General features: G+C 29.5%; 19 protein-coding genes. All 19 read left to right on the top strand.

Translation table 11 applies throughout. The features are described 5' to 3' along the window. Positions 1-15: 15 nt before the first annotated feature. The 19 genes from I4U66_RS09845 (at position 16) to I4U66_RS09755 (ending at position 16265) form a co-directional block, all read left to right on the top strand. Positions 16-717, top strand: a complete 702-nt coding sequence (locus tag I4U66_RS09845; protein ID WP_092921696.1) for a YidC/Oxa1 family membrane protein insertase — start codon at positions 16-18, stop codon at positions 715-717. Further along, a complete protein-coding gene (gene jag, locus I4U66_RS09840) occupies positions 689-1315 on the top strand; it encodes an RNA-binding cell elongation regulator Jag/EloR (protein WP_092921694.1) in 627 nt (208 codons plus the stop codon). The genes I4U66_RS09845 and jag overlap by 29 nt, the downstream gene beginning before the upstream one ends. Before the next feature lie 127 nt (positions 1316-1442). Beyond that, positions 1443-2822 (top strand): tRNA uridine-5-carboxymethylaminomethyl(34) synthesis GTPase MnmE, encoded by a 1380-nt coding sequence (gene mnmE, locus I4U66_RS09835; RefSeq protein WP_092921693.1) that lies wholly within the window; start codon positions 1443-1445, stop codon positions 2820-2822. A gap of 82 nt (positions 2823-2904) precedes the next feature. Further along, on the top strand, positions 2905-4800 hold the full coding sequence (gene mnmG, locus I4U66_RS09830) for a tRNA uridine-5-carboxymethylaminomethyl(34) synthesis enzyme MnmG (protein WP_092921691.1): 1896 nt from the start codon (positions 2905-2907) through the stop codon (positions 4798-4800). Beyond that, positions 4793-5512, top strand: a complete 720-nt coding sequence (gene rsmG / locus I4U66_RS09825; protein ID WP_092921689.1) for a 16S rRNA (guanine(527)-N(7))-methyltransferase RsmG — start codon at positions 4793-4795, stop codon at positions 5510-5512. The genes mnmG and rsmG overlap by 8 nt, the downstream gene beginning before the upstream one ends. Before the next feature lie 157 nt (positions 5513-5669). After that, positions 5670-6455, top strand: a complete 786-nt coding sequence (gene noc, locus I4U66_RS09820; protein WP_092921687.1) for a nucleoid occlusion protein — start codon at positions 5670-5672, stop codon at positions 6453-6455. Positions 6456-6560: 105 nt separating this feature from the next. Next, positions 6561-7334: a ParA family protein gene (locus I4U66_RS09815; protein WP_092921685.1), complete on the top strand. Its 774-nt coding sequence runs from the start codon at positions 6561-6563 to the stop codon at positions 7332-7334. 1 nt (position 7335) lies between these two features. Then, positions 7336-8211, top strand: a complete 876-nt coding sequence (locus I4U66_RS09810) for a ParB/RepB/Spo0J family partition protein (RefSeq protein ID WP_092921683.1) — start codon at positions 7336-7338, stop codon at positions 8209-8211. Positions 8212-8231: 20 nt separating this feature from the next. Then, positions 8232-9374, top strand: coding sequence for an aminotransferase class V-fold PLP-dependent enzyme (locus I4U66_RS09805; protein ID WP_092921681.1), 1143 nt, complete (start codon positions 8232-8234; stop codon positions 9372-9374). Positions 9375-9622: 248 nt separating this feature from the next. Next, complete coding sequence (locus I4U66_RS09800; protein WP_092921679.1) at positions 9623-10915, top strand: helix-turn-helix domain-containing protein; 1293 nt, start codon at positions 9623-9625, stop codon at positions 10913-10915. A 247-nt stretch (positions 10916-11162) separates the two neighbouring features. Beyond that, entirely contained in the window at positions 11163-11753 is a 591-nt protein-coding gene (gene yedF, locus I4U66_RS09795; RefSeq protein ID WP_092921677.1) for a sulfurtransferase-like selenium metabolism protein YedF, read from the top strand. Between the two features lie 87 nt (positions 11754-11840). Continuing rightward, on the top strand, positions 11841-12104 hold the full coding sequence (locus I4U66_RS09790) for a DUF3343 domain-containing protein (protein WP_092921675.1): 264 nt from the start codon (positions 11841-11843) through the stop codon (positions 12102-12104). A gap of 15 nt (positions 12105-12119) precedes the next feature. Further along, positions 12120-12308, top strand: a complete 189-nt coding sequence (locus tag I4U66_RS09785) for a DUF951 domain-containing protein (protein ID WP_195928822.1) — start codon at positions 12120-12122, stop codon at positions 12306-12308. Between the two features lie 98 nt (positions 12309-12406). Next, positions 12407-13609, top strand: a complete 1203-nt coding sequence (locus tag I4U66_RS09780; protein WP_092921671.1) for an aminotransferase-like domain-containing protein — start codon at positions 12407-12409, stop codon at positions 13607-13609. Between the two features lie 271 nt (positions 13610-13880). Next, the gene (gene rpsF, locus I4U66_RS09775) at positions 13881-14159 is read left to right on the top strand and encodes a 30S ribosomal protein S6 (RefSeq protein ID WP_092921669.1); all 279 of its coding nucleotides are present in this window, start codon (positions 13881-13883) and stop codon (positions 14157-14159) included. A gap of 34 nt (positions 14160-14193) precedes the next feature. Continuing rightward, entirely contained in the window at positions 14194-14643 is a 450-nt protein-coding gene (locus I4U66_RS09770) for a single-stranded DNA-binding protein (protein WP_092921667.1), read from the top strand. A gap of 16 nt (positions 14644-14659) precedes the next feature. After that, positions 14660-14887 carry a 30S ribosomal protein S18 gene (gene rpsR, locus I4U66_RS09765; RefSeq protein ID WP_092921665.1) on the top strand — a complete coding sequence of 76 codons (228 nt, stop codon included), beginning with the start codon at positions 14660-14662 and terminating at the stop codon, positions 14885-14887. A gap of 93 nt (positions 14888-14980) precedes the next feature. Next, positions 14981-15301, top strand: a complete 321-nt coding sequence (locus I4U66_RS09760; protein ID WP_092921663.1) for a MazG-like family protein — start codon at positions 14981-14983, stop codon at positions 15299-15301. Between the two features lie 7 nt (positions 15302-15308). Then, positions 15309-16265, top strand: coding sequence for a DUF2232 domain-containing protein (locus tag I4U66_RS09755; protein ID WP_092921661.1), 957 nt, complete (start codon positions 15309-15311; stop codon positions 16263-16265).

Raw genomic sequence — 16265 nt, 5'->3', positions numbered from 1 at the left:
TAGGAGGTATAACAGTTGAGTATTATAAGTAATTTATTAGGTGTTGTGTTAAAGACAATTTTTGACTTTATTGGAAATTATGGTCTTTCAATAATTGTATTTACAATTTTTGTAAAAGTTTTATTATTACCGCTTACAATAAAGCAAACTAAGTCTACAAAGGCTATGCAAGATATACAGCCTAAAATAAAAGAGATACAAGAAACGTATAAAAATAAGCCAGAAAAGCAACAACAAGAGTTAATGAAGGTATATCAAGAAGCTAAGATAAATCCATTAGCAGGATGTTTACCACTATTAATACAAATGCCTATATTAATAGGATTATTTACAGTATTAAGAGATCCTGTTACTTATGGTGTTTTCCAAGATAAAGCAACGCTTGCTACTGCATCAGAAGGGTTTCTTTGGATAAAAAACCTAACTCAACCAGATATTATATTAGCTGTATTATCAGGGGCAACTACATTCTTAATGCAAATGATAATGATGCCAAAGGATCAGCAACAAGGTTCAATGAAGATAATGACTTACTTCATGTCGGGGATGATGTTATTCTGGGGATTCACGTTCCCTGCAGGTCTTACATTATATTGGACAGTAGGTAACTTATTCTCAATTGCACAACATTATTTAGTAATGAATCCTTTAAAAGCTAAGTTAGCTAATTCTAAGGAGGAAGTAATAGATGAAGGAAAGCATAGAAATAAGAAGTAAGAGTAAGGAAGATGCTATAAGCCAAGCAATTGAAGAGCTAAAAGTATCTGAAAAAGATTTACAAATAGAAACAGTACAAGAACCTACAAAAGGTTTCTTAGGTTTTATAGGTGCTAAGGAAGGTCTATACAGATTCAAAGTTATTAAAACTGAGTCAGATATAGCTAAAGAGTTTGTTGAAAATATACTTAAGAACTCTAATGTAGAGGCTAAAGTTAATGTTACTCAAGATAATAATTTAATTAAAGTAGACATAGAAGGAAAAGAAGCTGCATGTTTAATAGGAAGAAGAGGGGAAACATTAGATTCAATTCAATTCCTTACAGGATTAGCGCTTAATAAAATAAATAAAGACTCGCATATGAGAGTGCTTGTAGATATAGAAAACTACAGATCAAAGAGAGAAGAATCTTTAATAAGATATGCTAACAAAGCAGCTAGAGAAGTAGCTAGAACTAAAAAAATAAAGAAATTAGACTATATGAATCCATATGAGAGAAGAATAATTCACTCAGCTCTTCAAAACGATAAGTATGTAACTACGTATAGCGAGGGAACAGATCCATATAGAAGATTAGTAATAGAGTATAAAAGATAAAATTTAACCTCCTATGTAATAGGGGGTTTTATTTTTGTTATTTATTTTATATAATGTTAAGATTAAGGAAAGAATTAAAGATAACGAAATTAAAGATAAATTAACTAAATAATAAGAGGTGATTAATTTGTTTATAGATGATACTATAGCAGCAATTGCAACAGCACCAGGTGAAGGTGGTATAGGTATAGTAAGAATTAGTGGTCAAAAAGCACTGAAAGTAGCAGATGAAATATTTAGATCTATGTCAGGAAAAACAATAAGTGAATATAAAACTAGAACTTTAATATACGGAAATATAGTAGACGGTGAAGATGTTATAGATGAAGTTTTATTAGCTTATATGAAAGGGCCAAACTCATATACTGCAGAGGATGTTATAGAAATAAACTGCCACGGAGGATTTATTTCAGTAAAGAAAATATTAGAGCTTATATTATCTAAAGATGTAAGAATAGCTGAACCTGGAGAATTTACAAAAAGAGCATTTTTAAATGGAAGAATAGATTTATCTCAAGCAGAAGCAATAATAGATGTAATAAAAGCTAAAACTGATATGGCTCATCAAGTAGCTCAAAATCAGCTAGAAGGTTCTTTATCAAGTAAGATAAAAGAATTAAGAGGAAAAGTAACAGAAGTATTAGCACACTTAGAAGTTGCTATAGATTTTTCAGAGGAAGATATAGAAGAAATAACATATCAAACTCTTAAAGAAAAAGCTGAAGAAATAAGAATAGAAATTAAAAAATTATATGATACGGCTGAAAGTGGTAAAATACTTAGAGACGGACTTAAGACAGTAATAGTTGGTAAACCAAATGTTGGGAAATCTTCATTACTTAACTCTATATTAGGTGAAAATAGAGCTATAGTTACAGATATACCAGGAACAACTAGAGACGTTATAGAAGAATTCGTAAATATAAAAGGTATACCTTTAAAAATAGTAGATACAGCAGGTATAAGAGAAACAGAAGATGTTGTAGAAAAAATAGGTGTAGAAAAATCAAGAGAATCATTTAATAGTGCAGACTTAGTTATAATGGTATTAGATTCATCGAGAAATCTTTCTGATGAAGATATAGAAATACTAGAAAACCTAGAAAATAAGAAGACTATAGTTATATTAAATAAAACAGATTTAGAACCTAAAATAGAAGAAGATGTACTAGCTAAGTATGTAAAAGAAGAAAATATAATAAGAACATCAGCATTAAAACATGAAGGAATTGAAGAATTATATGATAAAATAGAATCTATGGTTTATAAAGGCAGTGTTAAGAATTCATCTAGCTTAGTAATAACTAATTCTAGACACAAAGATGCATTATTAAAATCATATGAATCTATAAATGATGCTATAAATGCAATAGATACATTCCTTCCATATGATTTTATAGAGGTTGATTTCAAGAATATATGGGATTATCTAGGTTATATAAATGGAGACACAGTAAAAGAAGACCTATTAGATACTATATTTAGTAACTTCTGTATCGGAAAATAAAGTGTATAATATAAAATGTAGATAAGCAATTATAAAAAAGTTTTTCGTGAAACATAAATATAAACGTAGAAAGGATACTGACATGATAGATTTCAAAGCAGGAAAATATGATGTAATAGTAGTTGGAGCAGGTCATGCCGGATGTGAAGCTGCTTTAGCAACTGCCAGAATGGGACATAAAACACTAGTAGTAACTATGTCGTTAGACTCTATTGCACTAATGCCATGTAACCCATCAGTTGGAGGAACAGGTAAAGGTCAATTAGTAAAAGAAATAGATGCTTTAGGTGGTGAAATGGGTGTAAATGCAGATAAAACACTTATACAAAGTAGAATGTTAAATACTGCAAAAGGACCAGCTGTTCACTCTCTAAGAGGACAAGCGGATAAATTTAGATATCATACAGAAATGAAAGCTACTTTAGAAAATGAACCTAATATAGATATAGTAATGGATGAAGTAGTAGATATATTACATGAAGGTCAAACTGTTACTGGAGTAGTTACTAAACTTGGATGTCAATATGAAGCTAAAGCTGTAATATTAGCAACAGGAGTTTATCTAAATTCTAAGATATTCATAGGAGAATTAACTATTAATGAAGGACCTAATGCATTAGGTTATTCAAAGCATTTAACAGATAATCTAGTGGATTTAGGATTAAATATGAGAAGATTCAAAACAGGAACTCCTGCTAGAATTCATAGAGATAGTATAGATTTCACTAAGATGGAAATCCAAGAGGGTGACAAAAGAATAACTCCATTCTCTTTCTTAAGTGATGAAATAAATATAGATCAAGAGCCTTGTTATTTAACAAGAACAAACACAAAAACTCATGAAATAATAACAAGTAACTTAAGTAGAACAGCAATGTATAGTGGACAGGCGAAAAGTACAGGAGCAAGATACTGCCCATCTATAGAAGATAAAGTTGTTAGATTTAGTGATAAGGAATCTCATCAAATATTTATAGAGCCAGAAGGTAGAGAAACAAAAGAGATGTATATCCAAGGGATATCAACTAGTTTACCTTATGAAGTACAATTACAAATGTATAAAAGTATTCAAGGACTTGAAAATGCTAAGATAATGAGACCTGCTTATGCAATAGAATATGATTGTATAGATCCTACTCAATTAAAAATAACACTTGAAATAAAGGGTGTTGAAAACTTATTTAGTGCGGGACAATTTAACGGTACTTCAGGATATGAAGAGGCAGCAGCACAAGGTCTTATAGCTGGTATAAATGCAGCATGTAAAATACAAGGAAGAGAGCCATTTGTACTTGATAGATCAGAAGCTTATATAGGTGTTTTAATAGATGATTTAGTTACTAAAGGAACAAACGAACCTTATAGAATGATGACATCTAGATCAGAGTATAGATTATACTTAAGACAAGATAATGCAGACATGAGACTTACTCAAAAAGGATATGACTTAGGGTTAGTTACAGAAAGCAGATACAATAGATTCTTAGATAAGAAAGCTGAGATAGAAAAAGAATTAGAGAGATTAAAAACAGAAAGAGTTACTCCTAAAGAAGTAAATCACCTTTTAGCAGAAATGGGAGCATCTGAAATAAAAGTAGGATTATCTTTATATGAATTTTTAAAGCGTCCAGAGGTTAACTATGACTTAATTGAAGCTATAGGAAAAGGTGCTGGAGAAGATGTTCATTATGAAGTGAAAGAACAATGTGTAATAATGACAAAATATGAAGGATATATAGACAAGCAATTAAAGCAAATAGAGCAATTTAAAAAGCTTGAAAATAAAAAGTTACCAGAAACTATAGACTATTCAACTATAGATGGTTTAAGAATAGAAGCAAGACAAAAACTTAATGATATAAAGCCAGTTTCAATAGGTCAAGCATCTCGTATATCAGGGGTTTCACCAGCTGATATATCAGTACTTCTTATATACTTAGAGCAAATGAGAAGAACTAGAGGGGGAAAAGATGAATAATACGGAAATGCTAAGACAAGGTCTAAAGGATTTTGGAATAGAACCAAGCGATAAAATGCTAAATGATTTCAAGGTTTATAGAGAGATACTAGTCGACTGGAATCAAAAGATGAACCTTACTGGAATAGAAGAGGAAAAAGAAGTGTATATAAAGCACTTCTTGGACTCTGTTTCAGCTGTAGTTAATGGATACATAAAAGATGGAATGTCTATAATAGATGTTGGTACAGGTGCAGGTTTTCCAGGATTACCATTAAAGATATGCTTAGAAAATGCTAATGTAACTCTTTTAGATTCATTAAACAAAAGAATAAACTTCTTAAAAGAAGTTAGTAATACCTTAGGTTTAACTAATATGGAGTTTATACACGGTAGAGCAGAAGATTTCGGTAAGTCAGAACAATATAGAGAACAATATGATATAGCAACAGCAAGAGCTGTGGCTGGATTACCTATACTTATGGAATTTTGTGTACCATTTGTTAAAGTTGGAGGATATTTTGTGTGTTTAAAAGGACCTAATGCAAACTTAGAGCTAGAAGAGTCAAAAGCTGCTATGGATGTTTTAGGATTAGAATTTATTGAAAAAATAGATGTAGAGCTTCCAGAAACTGATTTAGACCATAATATATTAGTTTTCAAAAAAGTAAGAAATACTCCAGAAAAATACCCTAGAAAAGCGGGTAAACCTGCAAAAAGTCCTATAAAATAGAGATAGGTATATTAAAAATATATTAAAAATAAAACAAAATAGAAGGATTATATAATTACATGCAGAAATAGTATACTCATATGTATCTAATGCAGTATTAATTTGTAAGTAAATAATGAAATTCAAATATATTTATATCTAATAAGAGAGGGATGTTATGGAAGAAAAAAGAGTTGTGGAGATACCTATAGAAAATATAGTTCCAAATCCATATCAACCAAGAAAAGTATTTTCACAGTCAGCATTAGAGGAATTAAGCAACTCTATAAGAGTTTATGGAATACTTCAACCAATAACAGTTAGAGTTAAAGATGAAAAGTATGAATTAATTGCTGGAGAAAGAAGATTTAGAGCGGCTAAATTGGCAAATTTAACAGTAATACCGGCTATTATAAATAACATGTCTGACGAATATTCTGCTGTATTAGCACTGCTAGAAAATTTACAAAGAGAAGATTTAAATTTTATAGAAGAGGCTATGGGGTATGAAAATTTAATAAAAGAACATGATTTTACACAGCAGCAACTAGCAGAAAAGTTAGGAAAGAATCAATCTACTATAGCTAACAAACTTAGAATACTAAGATTGCCAAGTGATATAAAAATAAAATTAGTAGAAAATAACCTAACAGAAAGACATGCAAGAGCATTGCTTAAGTTACCAAATGAAGAGTTAATGAAGGATGTCTTAGATAAAATAATAAAGAATGAGCTAACTGTAAAGAAAACAGAAAAGTTGATAAAGGATATATTAGAAGATTTACAAGAAACTGAAGAGCCAGAGAAAAAGCAAAATGTAAAGAGTTCAATGGCTATAAGAATATACTTAAATACTATGAAGCAAGCCTTCGATGCTATAATAGGAACAGGAATTGAGGCTAAATATAACGAAGTAGATAAGGGCGATTATATGGAGGTTGTTGTAAAAATTCCTAAAAAGTAAGGTTACTGCTTGGCAGTAGCCTTTTTTTATAAAAATTGGAATTAAAAATTTTATACTATAAATTTTAGAAAAGTGAATTTTAGAAGAAACAAGGGGGGAAATCTTGTGGGAAAAGTTATAGCAGTTTTTAACCAAAAGGGTGGAGTAGGAAAAACTACAACTAATGTAAATTTAAGTGCAAGTATAGGAAAGATGGGTAAAAAAGTACTAGTACTAGATTTAGATCCACAAGGAAATACAACTAGTGGATATGGAATAGAGAAACAAGAGGTAGAAAACACTATATATGAAGTAATGTTAGATGGTGTAGATATAAGAGAGGCAATTTTACCTACAGAGTTTGACAATGTAGACACTATTGCTTCAGCAACTGAGTTATCAGGAGCAGAAATAGAGCTTACTAATATGGATAAAAGAGAATATGTATTAAAAAATGCTATAGAATGTGTAAGAAAAGATTATGATTATATATTTATAGATTGTCCTCCTTCATTAGGAATGTTAACTATAAACTGTCTTACAGCAGTAGATAGTGTATTAATACCAATACAGTGTGAATATTATGCACTAGAAGGTGTAAGTCAGCTTATGGAAACTATAAAGCTAGTTAAGTCTAGACTTAATCCACATATAGAAATACAAGGAGTAGTCCTTAGTATGTTTGATGGAAGAGCTAATTTATCAATACAGGTAGTTGAAGAGGTAAAAAGATATTTCAAAGGAAGTGTATATACTACACTAATTCCTAGAAATGTTAGATTGGCAGAAGCACCTAGTCATGGAAAGCCAGTTATATATTATGATGCAAGATGCAGGGGAGCAGAGGCATACATGGACTTAGCAGAAGAGTTCATAGATTTAGAGGAGGATATAATATAATATGGAAAAAAAATCGTCTAAAAGAACAAATAGATTAGGAAGAGGTCTTAGTGCCTTAATTCCAGAAATTAAAGAAGGAATAGATAGCAAAGATATAATAAGTATAGAATTAAAGAATATATATCCTAATGAAACTCAGCCAAGAAAAGTGTTTGATGAAGAGAAAATACAAGTATTATCAGAATCTATAAAAAACTATGGAGTATTACAACCAATAGTAGTAAAGCCAGATGAAAATGGCAAATATATGATAATAGCAGGAGAAAGAAGATACAGAGCATCTAAGATGGCAAAATTAAAAGAAGTTCCTGTTGTTATTAAAGATATACCAATGAAAGATATAATGGAGATAGCCTTGATAGAGAACTTACAAAGAGAAGATTTAAACTCTATTGAAGAAGCTTTAGCCTATAAAGGATTAATAGATCACTATAAAGTCACTCAAGAAGAAATATCAGAAGCAGTAGGAAAGAGTAGACCACATATAACAAATACTTTAAGGTTATTAAATCTTGGTGAAGCAGTAATGAAGATGATAGAAAGTGGCCAAATGACAGCTGGTCATGGTAAGGCATTACTTAGAATATCAGATAAAGAATTACAAGAAGAACTAGCAAAGAGAGTTATAGAAGAAGAGCTTTCAGTTAGAGCAACTGAAAATTTAGTTAAAACTATTGCAGAAAATAATACAAAAGAAGTACCAAAGAAAATAAAAGAGAAGGATATATTTATAGTTGATGTAGAAGAAAAACTTATGAATATATTTGGAACAAAAGTAAATATATCAAAAGGGAAGAAAAAGGGAAAAATAGAGATAGAATATTATAATGATGAAGAATTAAATAATATTCTATCAATGATGCTTGAAGATAATTAATGTAAAGTGAGGAAACTTATATGATTTACTTAGACAATGCTGCAACTACATACCCTAAACCAGAGCAAGTTTATAATTCTATAATGGATTGCATGAAAAATTATTGTGCTAATCCAGGAAGAGCTGGACATAAAATGGCTATGAGGGCAGCAAGAGAGATTTATGACGCAAGAGAAAATATAGCAAAGTTATTTAATATAGATAACCCTATGAATATAATATTTACAAACAATGCTACTGATTCATTAAATTTAGCTATAAAAGGTGCTGTAAAAGAGGGCGACCATATAATAACAACAAGTATGGAGCATAATTCTGTAATAAGACCAATAAAATCCCTAGAAGCAAGAGGAATTTCAAATACAATAGTTAACTGTGATAAAGAAGGTTTCTTAGACGTAAATGATATAAAAAATGCAATAAAACCAAATACAAAATTAATAGTAACTACTCATGCATCAAATGTAGTAGGAACTTTAGTAGATATAAAAGCCGTAGGGGAGATAGCTAAAGAAAATAATATATTATACTTAGTAGATGCATCACAAACAGCGGGAGTGTATTCTATTGATGTAAAAGATATGAATGTAGATATGATAGCAGCTCCAGGCCATAAATGCTTGCTTGGACCTCAAGGAACAGGTATCTTATATATAAGAGAAGGTCTTAGTGTAGATATTTTAAAAGAAGGTGGAACAGGAAGTAAATCAGAAGATTTATTCCAACCCGAAATAGTTCCTGATAGATATGAATCTGGAACACACAATACTCCTGGCATAGCAGGATTAAATGAAGGAGTAAAGTTTATATTAGAAAAAGGTATAGATGATATAAGACTACATGAAGAAGAATTATGTCAGTATATGTTAGATAAATTAGAAGAAATTCCTAATATAAAGATATATGGAACTAAAGATAGTAAAAAAAGAGCAGCAGTTATAGCGATAAATATTGGAGATATGGATTCTGGAGAAATAACTTTTATACTAGATAGTGAATATGATATAGCCACTAGATCTGGTATACACTGCGCTCCATTAGCTCATAAAACTTTAGGAACCCTAGAGCAAGGTGCAGTTAGATTTAGCTTAGGGTACTTCAATACTAAAGAAGAAATAGATAAAGCTGTAGAGGCTTTAAAAGAAATTTCTAAAAATAACTAAAAGATAAAAATGAGGATGTCTTAAAATAATTATTTTAAGACATCTTTTTTTATGGAAGTATATAGGTAAATTTTAAAATATATAAATTGAAATAAAAGTTAAATTTGATTTATATTAACAAAAAACTAAAAATAAATTTGATTAAACCTACATAAATAGGTAAAATATTACAAAATACATAGTGTTTTTAATATAAATTTAAGTTATAATCATCTTATAAGAAAATGGTTTCAAGGGGGAATTTTAGTATGGACATTCTAAGCTTAGGAGAGAAAATTAAGAAACTGAGAAAAGAAAAAAATATGACATTAAAAGAGTTAGCTGGAGATAGAATAACAGCAGCTCAAATAAGCCATATAGAGAGAGATAAGTCTCATACAAGTCATGAGTTATTAGATTACTTATCACAAAAGTTAGAAGTAAGTGTAGACTATTTACTAGAAACTAAAGAAATGCAATCTAGAAGGATAACAGATAACTTAATTCTTCAAAGTGAAATTCATATAAAAAGAGGAGAACTTGAAAAAGCGGAAGAATTAATAAATGAAATTTTAAATATATGTAAAATTTATAATTTAATAGATAATTATGCAAAATGCAATTTTTTATTAGGAACGATAAATATAAAAAAAGAAGACTATAATCTTGTAGTTGGAAATTTAGAAAAAGCTTTGTATTATTTCATAAAAGATAATGATAAAGAAAATATATTTAGATGTTATTTGAATATAGGAAAGGTATATATACAAGAAGCATTTTTTAAAGGTGCTATAACACATCTAAGATTTGCAGAGGACTTACTAATAGAAGGTCAAATCGAGGATATGGATATTCATAAAGATTTATATAGTAATATGGCATACTCTTACATGAAGTTAAATGACTCTGAAAAGTCTTTATACTATATAAATAAGATTAGTGATATAGAGATGCAAAACAATATAAAAGATGAAATAGATATGTTGTTATTAAAGGCCAATAATTTCTTAAAAGTTGGAAAGTATGATGATTCTAAGGAATGTTTTAAAAGGGCATTAGAGTTATTGGAGGAAGAAGAAAATAAATCAGGAATAGCAAATGTTTATCTGAGAATATCTGATATATATAAAAACCTAGGAAATATAGATAAGGTTTTAGAGTATTCTCAAAAAGCCTATGATATAAATAAAAATAGTGAAGACAAGATAACTATAAAGAGTTTATCTAAAATAGTAGATGCATATATTGAAAATAAAGATTTTGAAGAAGCTAAAAAGTATTGTAAAGTAGCACTAGCATTAGCTATAAAATCAAAAAATAAGTGTAATGAATATAAAGCTTTAAAGTTGTATTCTAAGATACACAAAGCACAAAATGAAAATACATCAGCGATAGAATATCTATATAAGTGTGCAAATATAGTATCTGAATTAGGAGATACTAAAACTTTAGCTGAATTATATATTGAATTAGGAGAATTATATTCAAATATATCAAAAGAAAAAGAATTAGAGTACTACCACAAAGGGGTAGCTTTATATAAAAATTTAGAAATAATATAGAAAAATAAAACAGATATAGCATACGCTATATCTGTTTTATTTTTAGAAGATTTATAATATATTTATTTTGAAGTTAGATTACAAGAGAATCAATTTGAAAATTTACCGTCTATTTAAATAAAATCAAAGAAATAAATTTCTTATAATTAAAATTAATCTGATAAGTAATTGTATAGAAATAATCTATAACGTTTAAATTTACATATGTGATAGAATTATTTTAAGGAATACGTAAGGAGAGGATATTATGTTAATAGAAATAGATGCAAGAGGACTAGCTTGTCCAAAACCAGTAATAAATACAAAGAAAGAATTAGATAAATTAGAAAATGGAGTTATAAGAGTCACAGTAGACAATACAATGGCAAAAGAAAATATAATAAAACTATCAAAGTCATCTAATTGCGAAAGTAGTGTTTTAAGAGAAGAAGAAGATTTAATAGTAGTAGAAATAATAAAAGGTGAAAATGTAAAAATAGAAGAAGATACGAAGGTTGATTTAGATAATAAGTGTATATTTATATCTTCAGATAAAATGGGACAAGGAAATGATGAACTAGGAGAAGTTCTTATAAAAGGATATATATATACTTTGACAGAAACTAAGCCATATCCAAAGCACATAGTATTTGTTAATTCAGGAGTAAAACTTACAACAGTAAATGAAGCTACAGTAGAAAACTTAAAAATACTAGAAAATAATGGAGTTGAAATACTATCTTGTGGTACATGTTTAGATTATTACAACTTAAAAGAATCATTAAAAGTAGGTACAGTTACTAATATGTATAATATTGTAGAAGTAATGAACAACTCACTACAAACTATATCTATATAATGGACATAATAAGGTTACATATTGTATATGTAGCCTTATTTATATAAAATAATATCTATAATAACTAGATTAGAAAGAGGAAAAACAATGAATGAAATGTATATAGTATCATTTAACTCAACACATCATGCAATAAGAACAGAGAAGTTATTAAAGGAAAAGGAAATAGTATGTACAACACTGCCTACACCAAGAGAGATAACGGCTAGCTGTGGGATTTCAATAAGATTCTTATACAATGATATAGAAAAGGTAAAAGAAACTTTAAGAGAAAGTGATGTAGAATATAAGGGTATATATAAAATAGCTAAATTAGAAAATGGAAAAAAAGAAGCAACAGAGATAGTTTAAAAGGAGTGATTTTAAATGCATATAAGTATTAAGATAGGAGATGTTGTTGAAATGAAAAAACAACATCCTTGTGGAAATAAAGAATTTGAAATAACTAGAGTTGGTATGGATGTAAAGATAAAATGCACTAAATGCTCTAGAGAAATAATGCTAGACAGAGAAACTTTTGAAAAAAGAGTAAAAAAGATAATTACTAAAGGATAAAATAGAAAATTCAGAAAATTTCAAAGAGAGTATCGAATCAAATTTGGCATTGCTATAATTAAAGTACAGGGTAAACAATTTCAGGGGGTGCTTTAATTATGGCAGTTAAATTTGCAAAGAGAATGGCAGGATTAAAAGGATCAGAAATACGTGAGCTTTTAAAGTTGACGGAAAAACCAGAAGTTATATCTTTCGCTGGAGGATTACCTGCTCCAGAATTATTCCCAATAGAGGAAATGAAAAAGATTTCGACTATGGTTTTAGAAGAGGATGGAAGATCAGCTCTTCAATACTCTACAACTGAAGGTTATACTCCTTTAAGAGAACATATAGCTGATAGAATGAATAGTAAAGCTAAAACTAATGTAACAAAGGATGATATATTAATAACTAATGGTTCACAACAAGGATTAGACTTTGCAGGTAAAGTTTTCTTAGACGAAGGTGACGTAGTTTTATGTGAAAGTCCATCTTACTTAGGAGCATTAAATGCTTTTAAAGCATATTTACCAAAATTCATAGAAGTTCCAACAGATAAAGATGGAATGATAATGGAAGAGTTAGAAAAAATATTAGAAACAACTGATAGAGTGAAAATGATATATGTAATACCAGATTTCCAAAACCCAACAGGAAGAACTTGGCCAATGGAAAGACGTAAAAAGTTCATGGAAATTATAAATAAATATGAAATACCAGTAATAGAGGATAACCCATACGGTGAATTAAGATTCGAAGGTGATACATTACCATCTTTAAAATCAATGGATAACAAAGGATTGGTAATATATTTAGGAAGCTTTTCAAAAATATTCTGTCCAGGATATAGAATAGGCTGGACATGCGCATCTCATGAAATATTAAGCAAATTTATATTCGTCAAACAAGGAGCAGACCTACAAGCATCTAGTATATCTCAAAGAGAAGTTAGTAAATACATAGAATTATATGATTTAGATAAACATGTTGAAAAATTAAAAGAGGTTTATAAAAGACGTAGAGACCTTATGTTAAAAACTATTAAAGAAGAATTCCCAGAAGGTTTAGAGTATACTCATCCAGAAGGTGGGCTATTCACATGGGTAGAACTACCAAAACATTTAGACTCAAGAGTTATAATGGAAGATTGTATAGCAAATAATGTTGCATATGTTCCAGGGGGATCATTCTTCCCTAATGGTGGAAAAGAAAATTGCTTTAGATTAAATTACTCAACATCTACAGATGAGAAAATAGTTGAGGGAATCAAGAGATTAGGTAAAGTTTTAAAGAAACATATGGAAGTAGAAGCAAACGCATAGATAGTATAAAAAAAGAGTGACCTGCGGTCACTCTTTTTTATGGGAGATTGGGATGAAATATATTTAAGTTATGGGGGCTATATATAAATAGTATTATCCATCATAATTTAATATATACGTATTAAAAACAAAAAAATTTACCATAATATATGAGGAAATATAAATTGACAATTATCTTTAGTAATGATAAAATGTGTAAGTATGAGATTTGAATCTCATTTCTCTGCTCTACGAAGTAGAGCCGTTAAGTCCAAAGGGAGGTGAAAAGATAATGAGAAATTATGAATTAGTTTTCGTAGTAAAGCCAAATGCTGATGAAGAAACTAGAGAAGCTGTACTTAACAAAGTTAAGGAAGTTATATCTACTGATGGTGAAGTAGCTAACGTTGATGTATGGGGAACTAGAAAATTAGCTTACCCAATAGCTAAGTTCAACGAAGGTCACTATGTATTAGTAAACTTCAGTGCTGGTGTTGAATTACCAAAAGAATTAGATAGAAACTTAAAGATAAACGAAAACGTAATAAGACACATGATAGTTGCTGCTTAATGACTAGTTTTATTATGTAAAAGGCGGTGTTATTATGAACCATGTTGTTTTAGTGGGTAGATTAACAAGAGACCCAGAGTTAAGATACATCGCAGGAAGTGGAACTCCTGTTGCTAATTTCTCAATAGCTATTGATAGAGAATTCTCAGGCAAAGATGGTAAGAGAGAAACTGATTTTATAGATATACAAGTTTGGGGTAAATCTGCAGAGAATTGCGCTAACTATATCGGTAAAGGAAGTTTAGTAGCTGTACAAGGCTCAATAAGAGTGGATGTATATCAAAACCAAGCTGGAGAAAACAGAAGAGCGTTTAGAGTTAATGCTAACAGAGTACAGTTCTTAGATAGTAGAAATAAATCGGAAAATTCGTATAATAAAGGAAGTCAAACAGGATTTGAACCTAGTTTCGAGCCTACGTTCGAACCACAAGGATTAGACCCTCAAGGTTTCCAAGCTATAGATGACGACGATATACCATTCTAAAAAGGAGGGAAATGTTATGATAAACAAGAAGAGACGTAAGAAGAGAAGAGTTTGTCAATTCTGTGCTTCAAAAGACGTTAAGATAGATTACAAAAACACTCAAAGATTACAAAAATATGTAACTGAGAGAGGTAAAATATTACCAAGAAGAATATCTGGAACATGCGCTAAGCATCAAAGAGAATTAACAGTTGCTATAAAGAGAGCTAGAAACATAGCACTTTTACCATACACTGTAGAATAAGAAGGACGAGCCTTATGGCTCGTTTTTTTGTTATTCTAGTTAAATCTACTATGATTTATGATATAATATTTATATATTAAGGAGGGGGCAACTGTGAGATTAGATAGGAATTCCGATATAGCAAGAAACGTTAAAATAATGGAATGGATGAAAACAGAGTTGTTAATGAGCGTAGGGGATTTGTTCAACTTAATGTTTAAAGGAGTAAAGCCTTTAGATGAGGCATTACAAGATACTTTAGCAAATATTATAATGATAACATACCTTTTAGCAAAAAGATTGGGAATTAGTTTTAACGAAATGGATTATAAAATAAAAGAAAAGATAAAACTAGGAATAAATGAGAATCATAGTATAGAAAGATGGTATGGTGAGTTATCTGAACTCAAAAAACATATAGATAATAAGGAGTGAATCTAATTTGAATAATAAAGTAAAACTATCACAAGTATCGATGATAGTTACGCTGGGAATATTATTAGCTCTAGTAACAGCATATGTGCCTATACTAAGTGTGCTGAGTTTCTTAATACCAGTACCTTATGCAATAATAGGAACTATAGGTAACAATAAGTACTCAATATTATCTTTGATAGTTACTTTTTTAATACTTATATTTGGTGTAGATATAACATATGCTGTAAGTATTAGTATTATGAGTGTACTTCCTGGGATAGTTATAGGTAGTGTTGCAAGACAAAACATAAAAAAAGGTCAAGAAAATAAGTTTGAACCTATATATGCAGGGACAATTATAGTTATAATTTCAACTATAATTTTCTATACTATAGCAAATATGGTGTTTAAAACTAATTTATTAGATAACTTTATGAATGGTATGAAGGAAGCTGTAAGTGTTCAGCTTCAAATTTTAGGTGATGCAGGTGTAGATGTAAGTAGTGGATTAAAAGTAGAAGATGTAATCACCTTTGCACAAAATCTTTTACCTACAATGCTATTTTTACAGGGGATAATTTTAGCGTTTGTTACGTACTACATTGAGGCATTTATATTAAAAAGAATAAGAATGGTAAATTTAGAAATGCCTAAATTTAGAGATTTTTATTTACCGGGAAATCCAGTAATGGTGTCACTTATGCTATACATACTAGTTTTCTTAATTGATATGTTAGGCTTAAATTTTCATGGTGATTTAATCATAATGAATCTTCAACTAGTTTTTAATTTTATGTTTATGGCTCAGGGAATAGCAGTTTCTGTATATTACCTAAGAAATTGGTTTAAAGCTAGTCAAATAAAAAATATACTTATATCAGGATTAATCCTATATATATTCGGATTTATGGGTATATCTTTCTTAGGGATGTTAGATAGTGTAATAGATTTTAGAAAGGTAAGAAGCTATAAATCTGCGTAA

Origin of the sequence: Romboutsia sp. D33t1_170424_H2 (assembly GCF_015669105.1) — a bacterium.
Taxonomy (GTDB): domain Bacteria; phylum Bacillota; class Clostridia; order Peptostreptococcales; family Peptostreptococcaceae; genus Romboutsia_C; species Romboutsia_C hominis.
Note: the sequence above shows the minus strand (reverse complement) of the source record. Positions and strands in the feature narration are given on the sequence as shown.

Bases quoted from the DNA above. Each gene is read 5' to 3' on its own strand.
- I4U66_RS09785 (WP_195928822.1), top strand. From the start codon at position 12,120: ATGCATATAAGTATTAAGATAGGAGATGTTGTTGAAATGAAAAAACAA.
- I4U66_RS09780 (WP_092921671.1), top strand. From the start codon at position 12,407: ATGGCAGTTAAATTTGCAAAGAGAATGGCAGGATTAAAAGGATCAGAA.
- yedF (WP_092921677.1), top strand. From the start codon at position 11,163: ATGTTAATAGAAATAGATGCAAGAGGACTAGCTTGTCCAAAACCAGTA.
- rpsR (WP_092921665.1), top strand. From the start codon at position 14,660: ATGATAAACAAGAAGAGACGTAAGAAGAGAAGAGTTTGTCAATTCTGT.
- I4U66_RS09790 (WP_092921675.1), top strand. From the start codon at position 11,841: ATGAATGAAATGTATATAGTATCATTTAACTCAACACATCATGCAATA.
- jag (WP_092921694.1), top strand. From the start codon at position 689: ATGAAGGAAAGCATAGAAATAAGAAGTAAGAGTAAGGAAGATGCTATA.
- noc (WP_092921687.1), top strand. From the start codon at position 5,670: ATGGAAGAAAAAAGAGTTGTGGAGATACCTATAGAAAATATAGTTCCA.
- rpsF (WP_092921669.1), top strand. From the start codon at position 13,881: ATGAGAAATTATGAATTAGTTTTCGTAGTAAAGCCAAATGCTGATGAA.
- I4U66_RS09805 (WP_092921681.1), top strand. From the start codon at position 8,232: ATGATTTACTTAGACAATGCTGCAACTACATACCCTAAACCAGAGCAA.
- mnmG (WP_092921691.1), top strand. From the start codon at position 2,905: ATGATAGATTTCAAAGCAGGAAAATATGATGTAATAGTAGTTGGAGCA.
- I4U66_RS09770 (WP_092921667.1), top strand. From the start codon at position 14,194: ATGAACCATGTTGTTTTAGTGGGTAGATTAACAAGAGACCCAGAGTTA.
- I4U66_RS09800 (WP_092921679.1), top strand. From the start codon at position 9,623: ATGGACATTCTAAGCTTAGGAGAGAAAATTAAGAAACTGAGAAAAGAA.
- I4U66_RS09810 (WP_092921683.1), top strand. From the start codon at position 7,336: ATGGAAAAAAAATCGTCTAAAAGAACAAATAGATTAGGAAGAGGTCTT.
- rsmG (WP_092921689.1), top strand. From the start codon at position 4,793: ATGAATAATACGGAAATGCTAAGACAAGGTCTAAAGGATTTTGGAATA.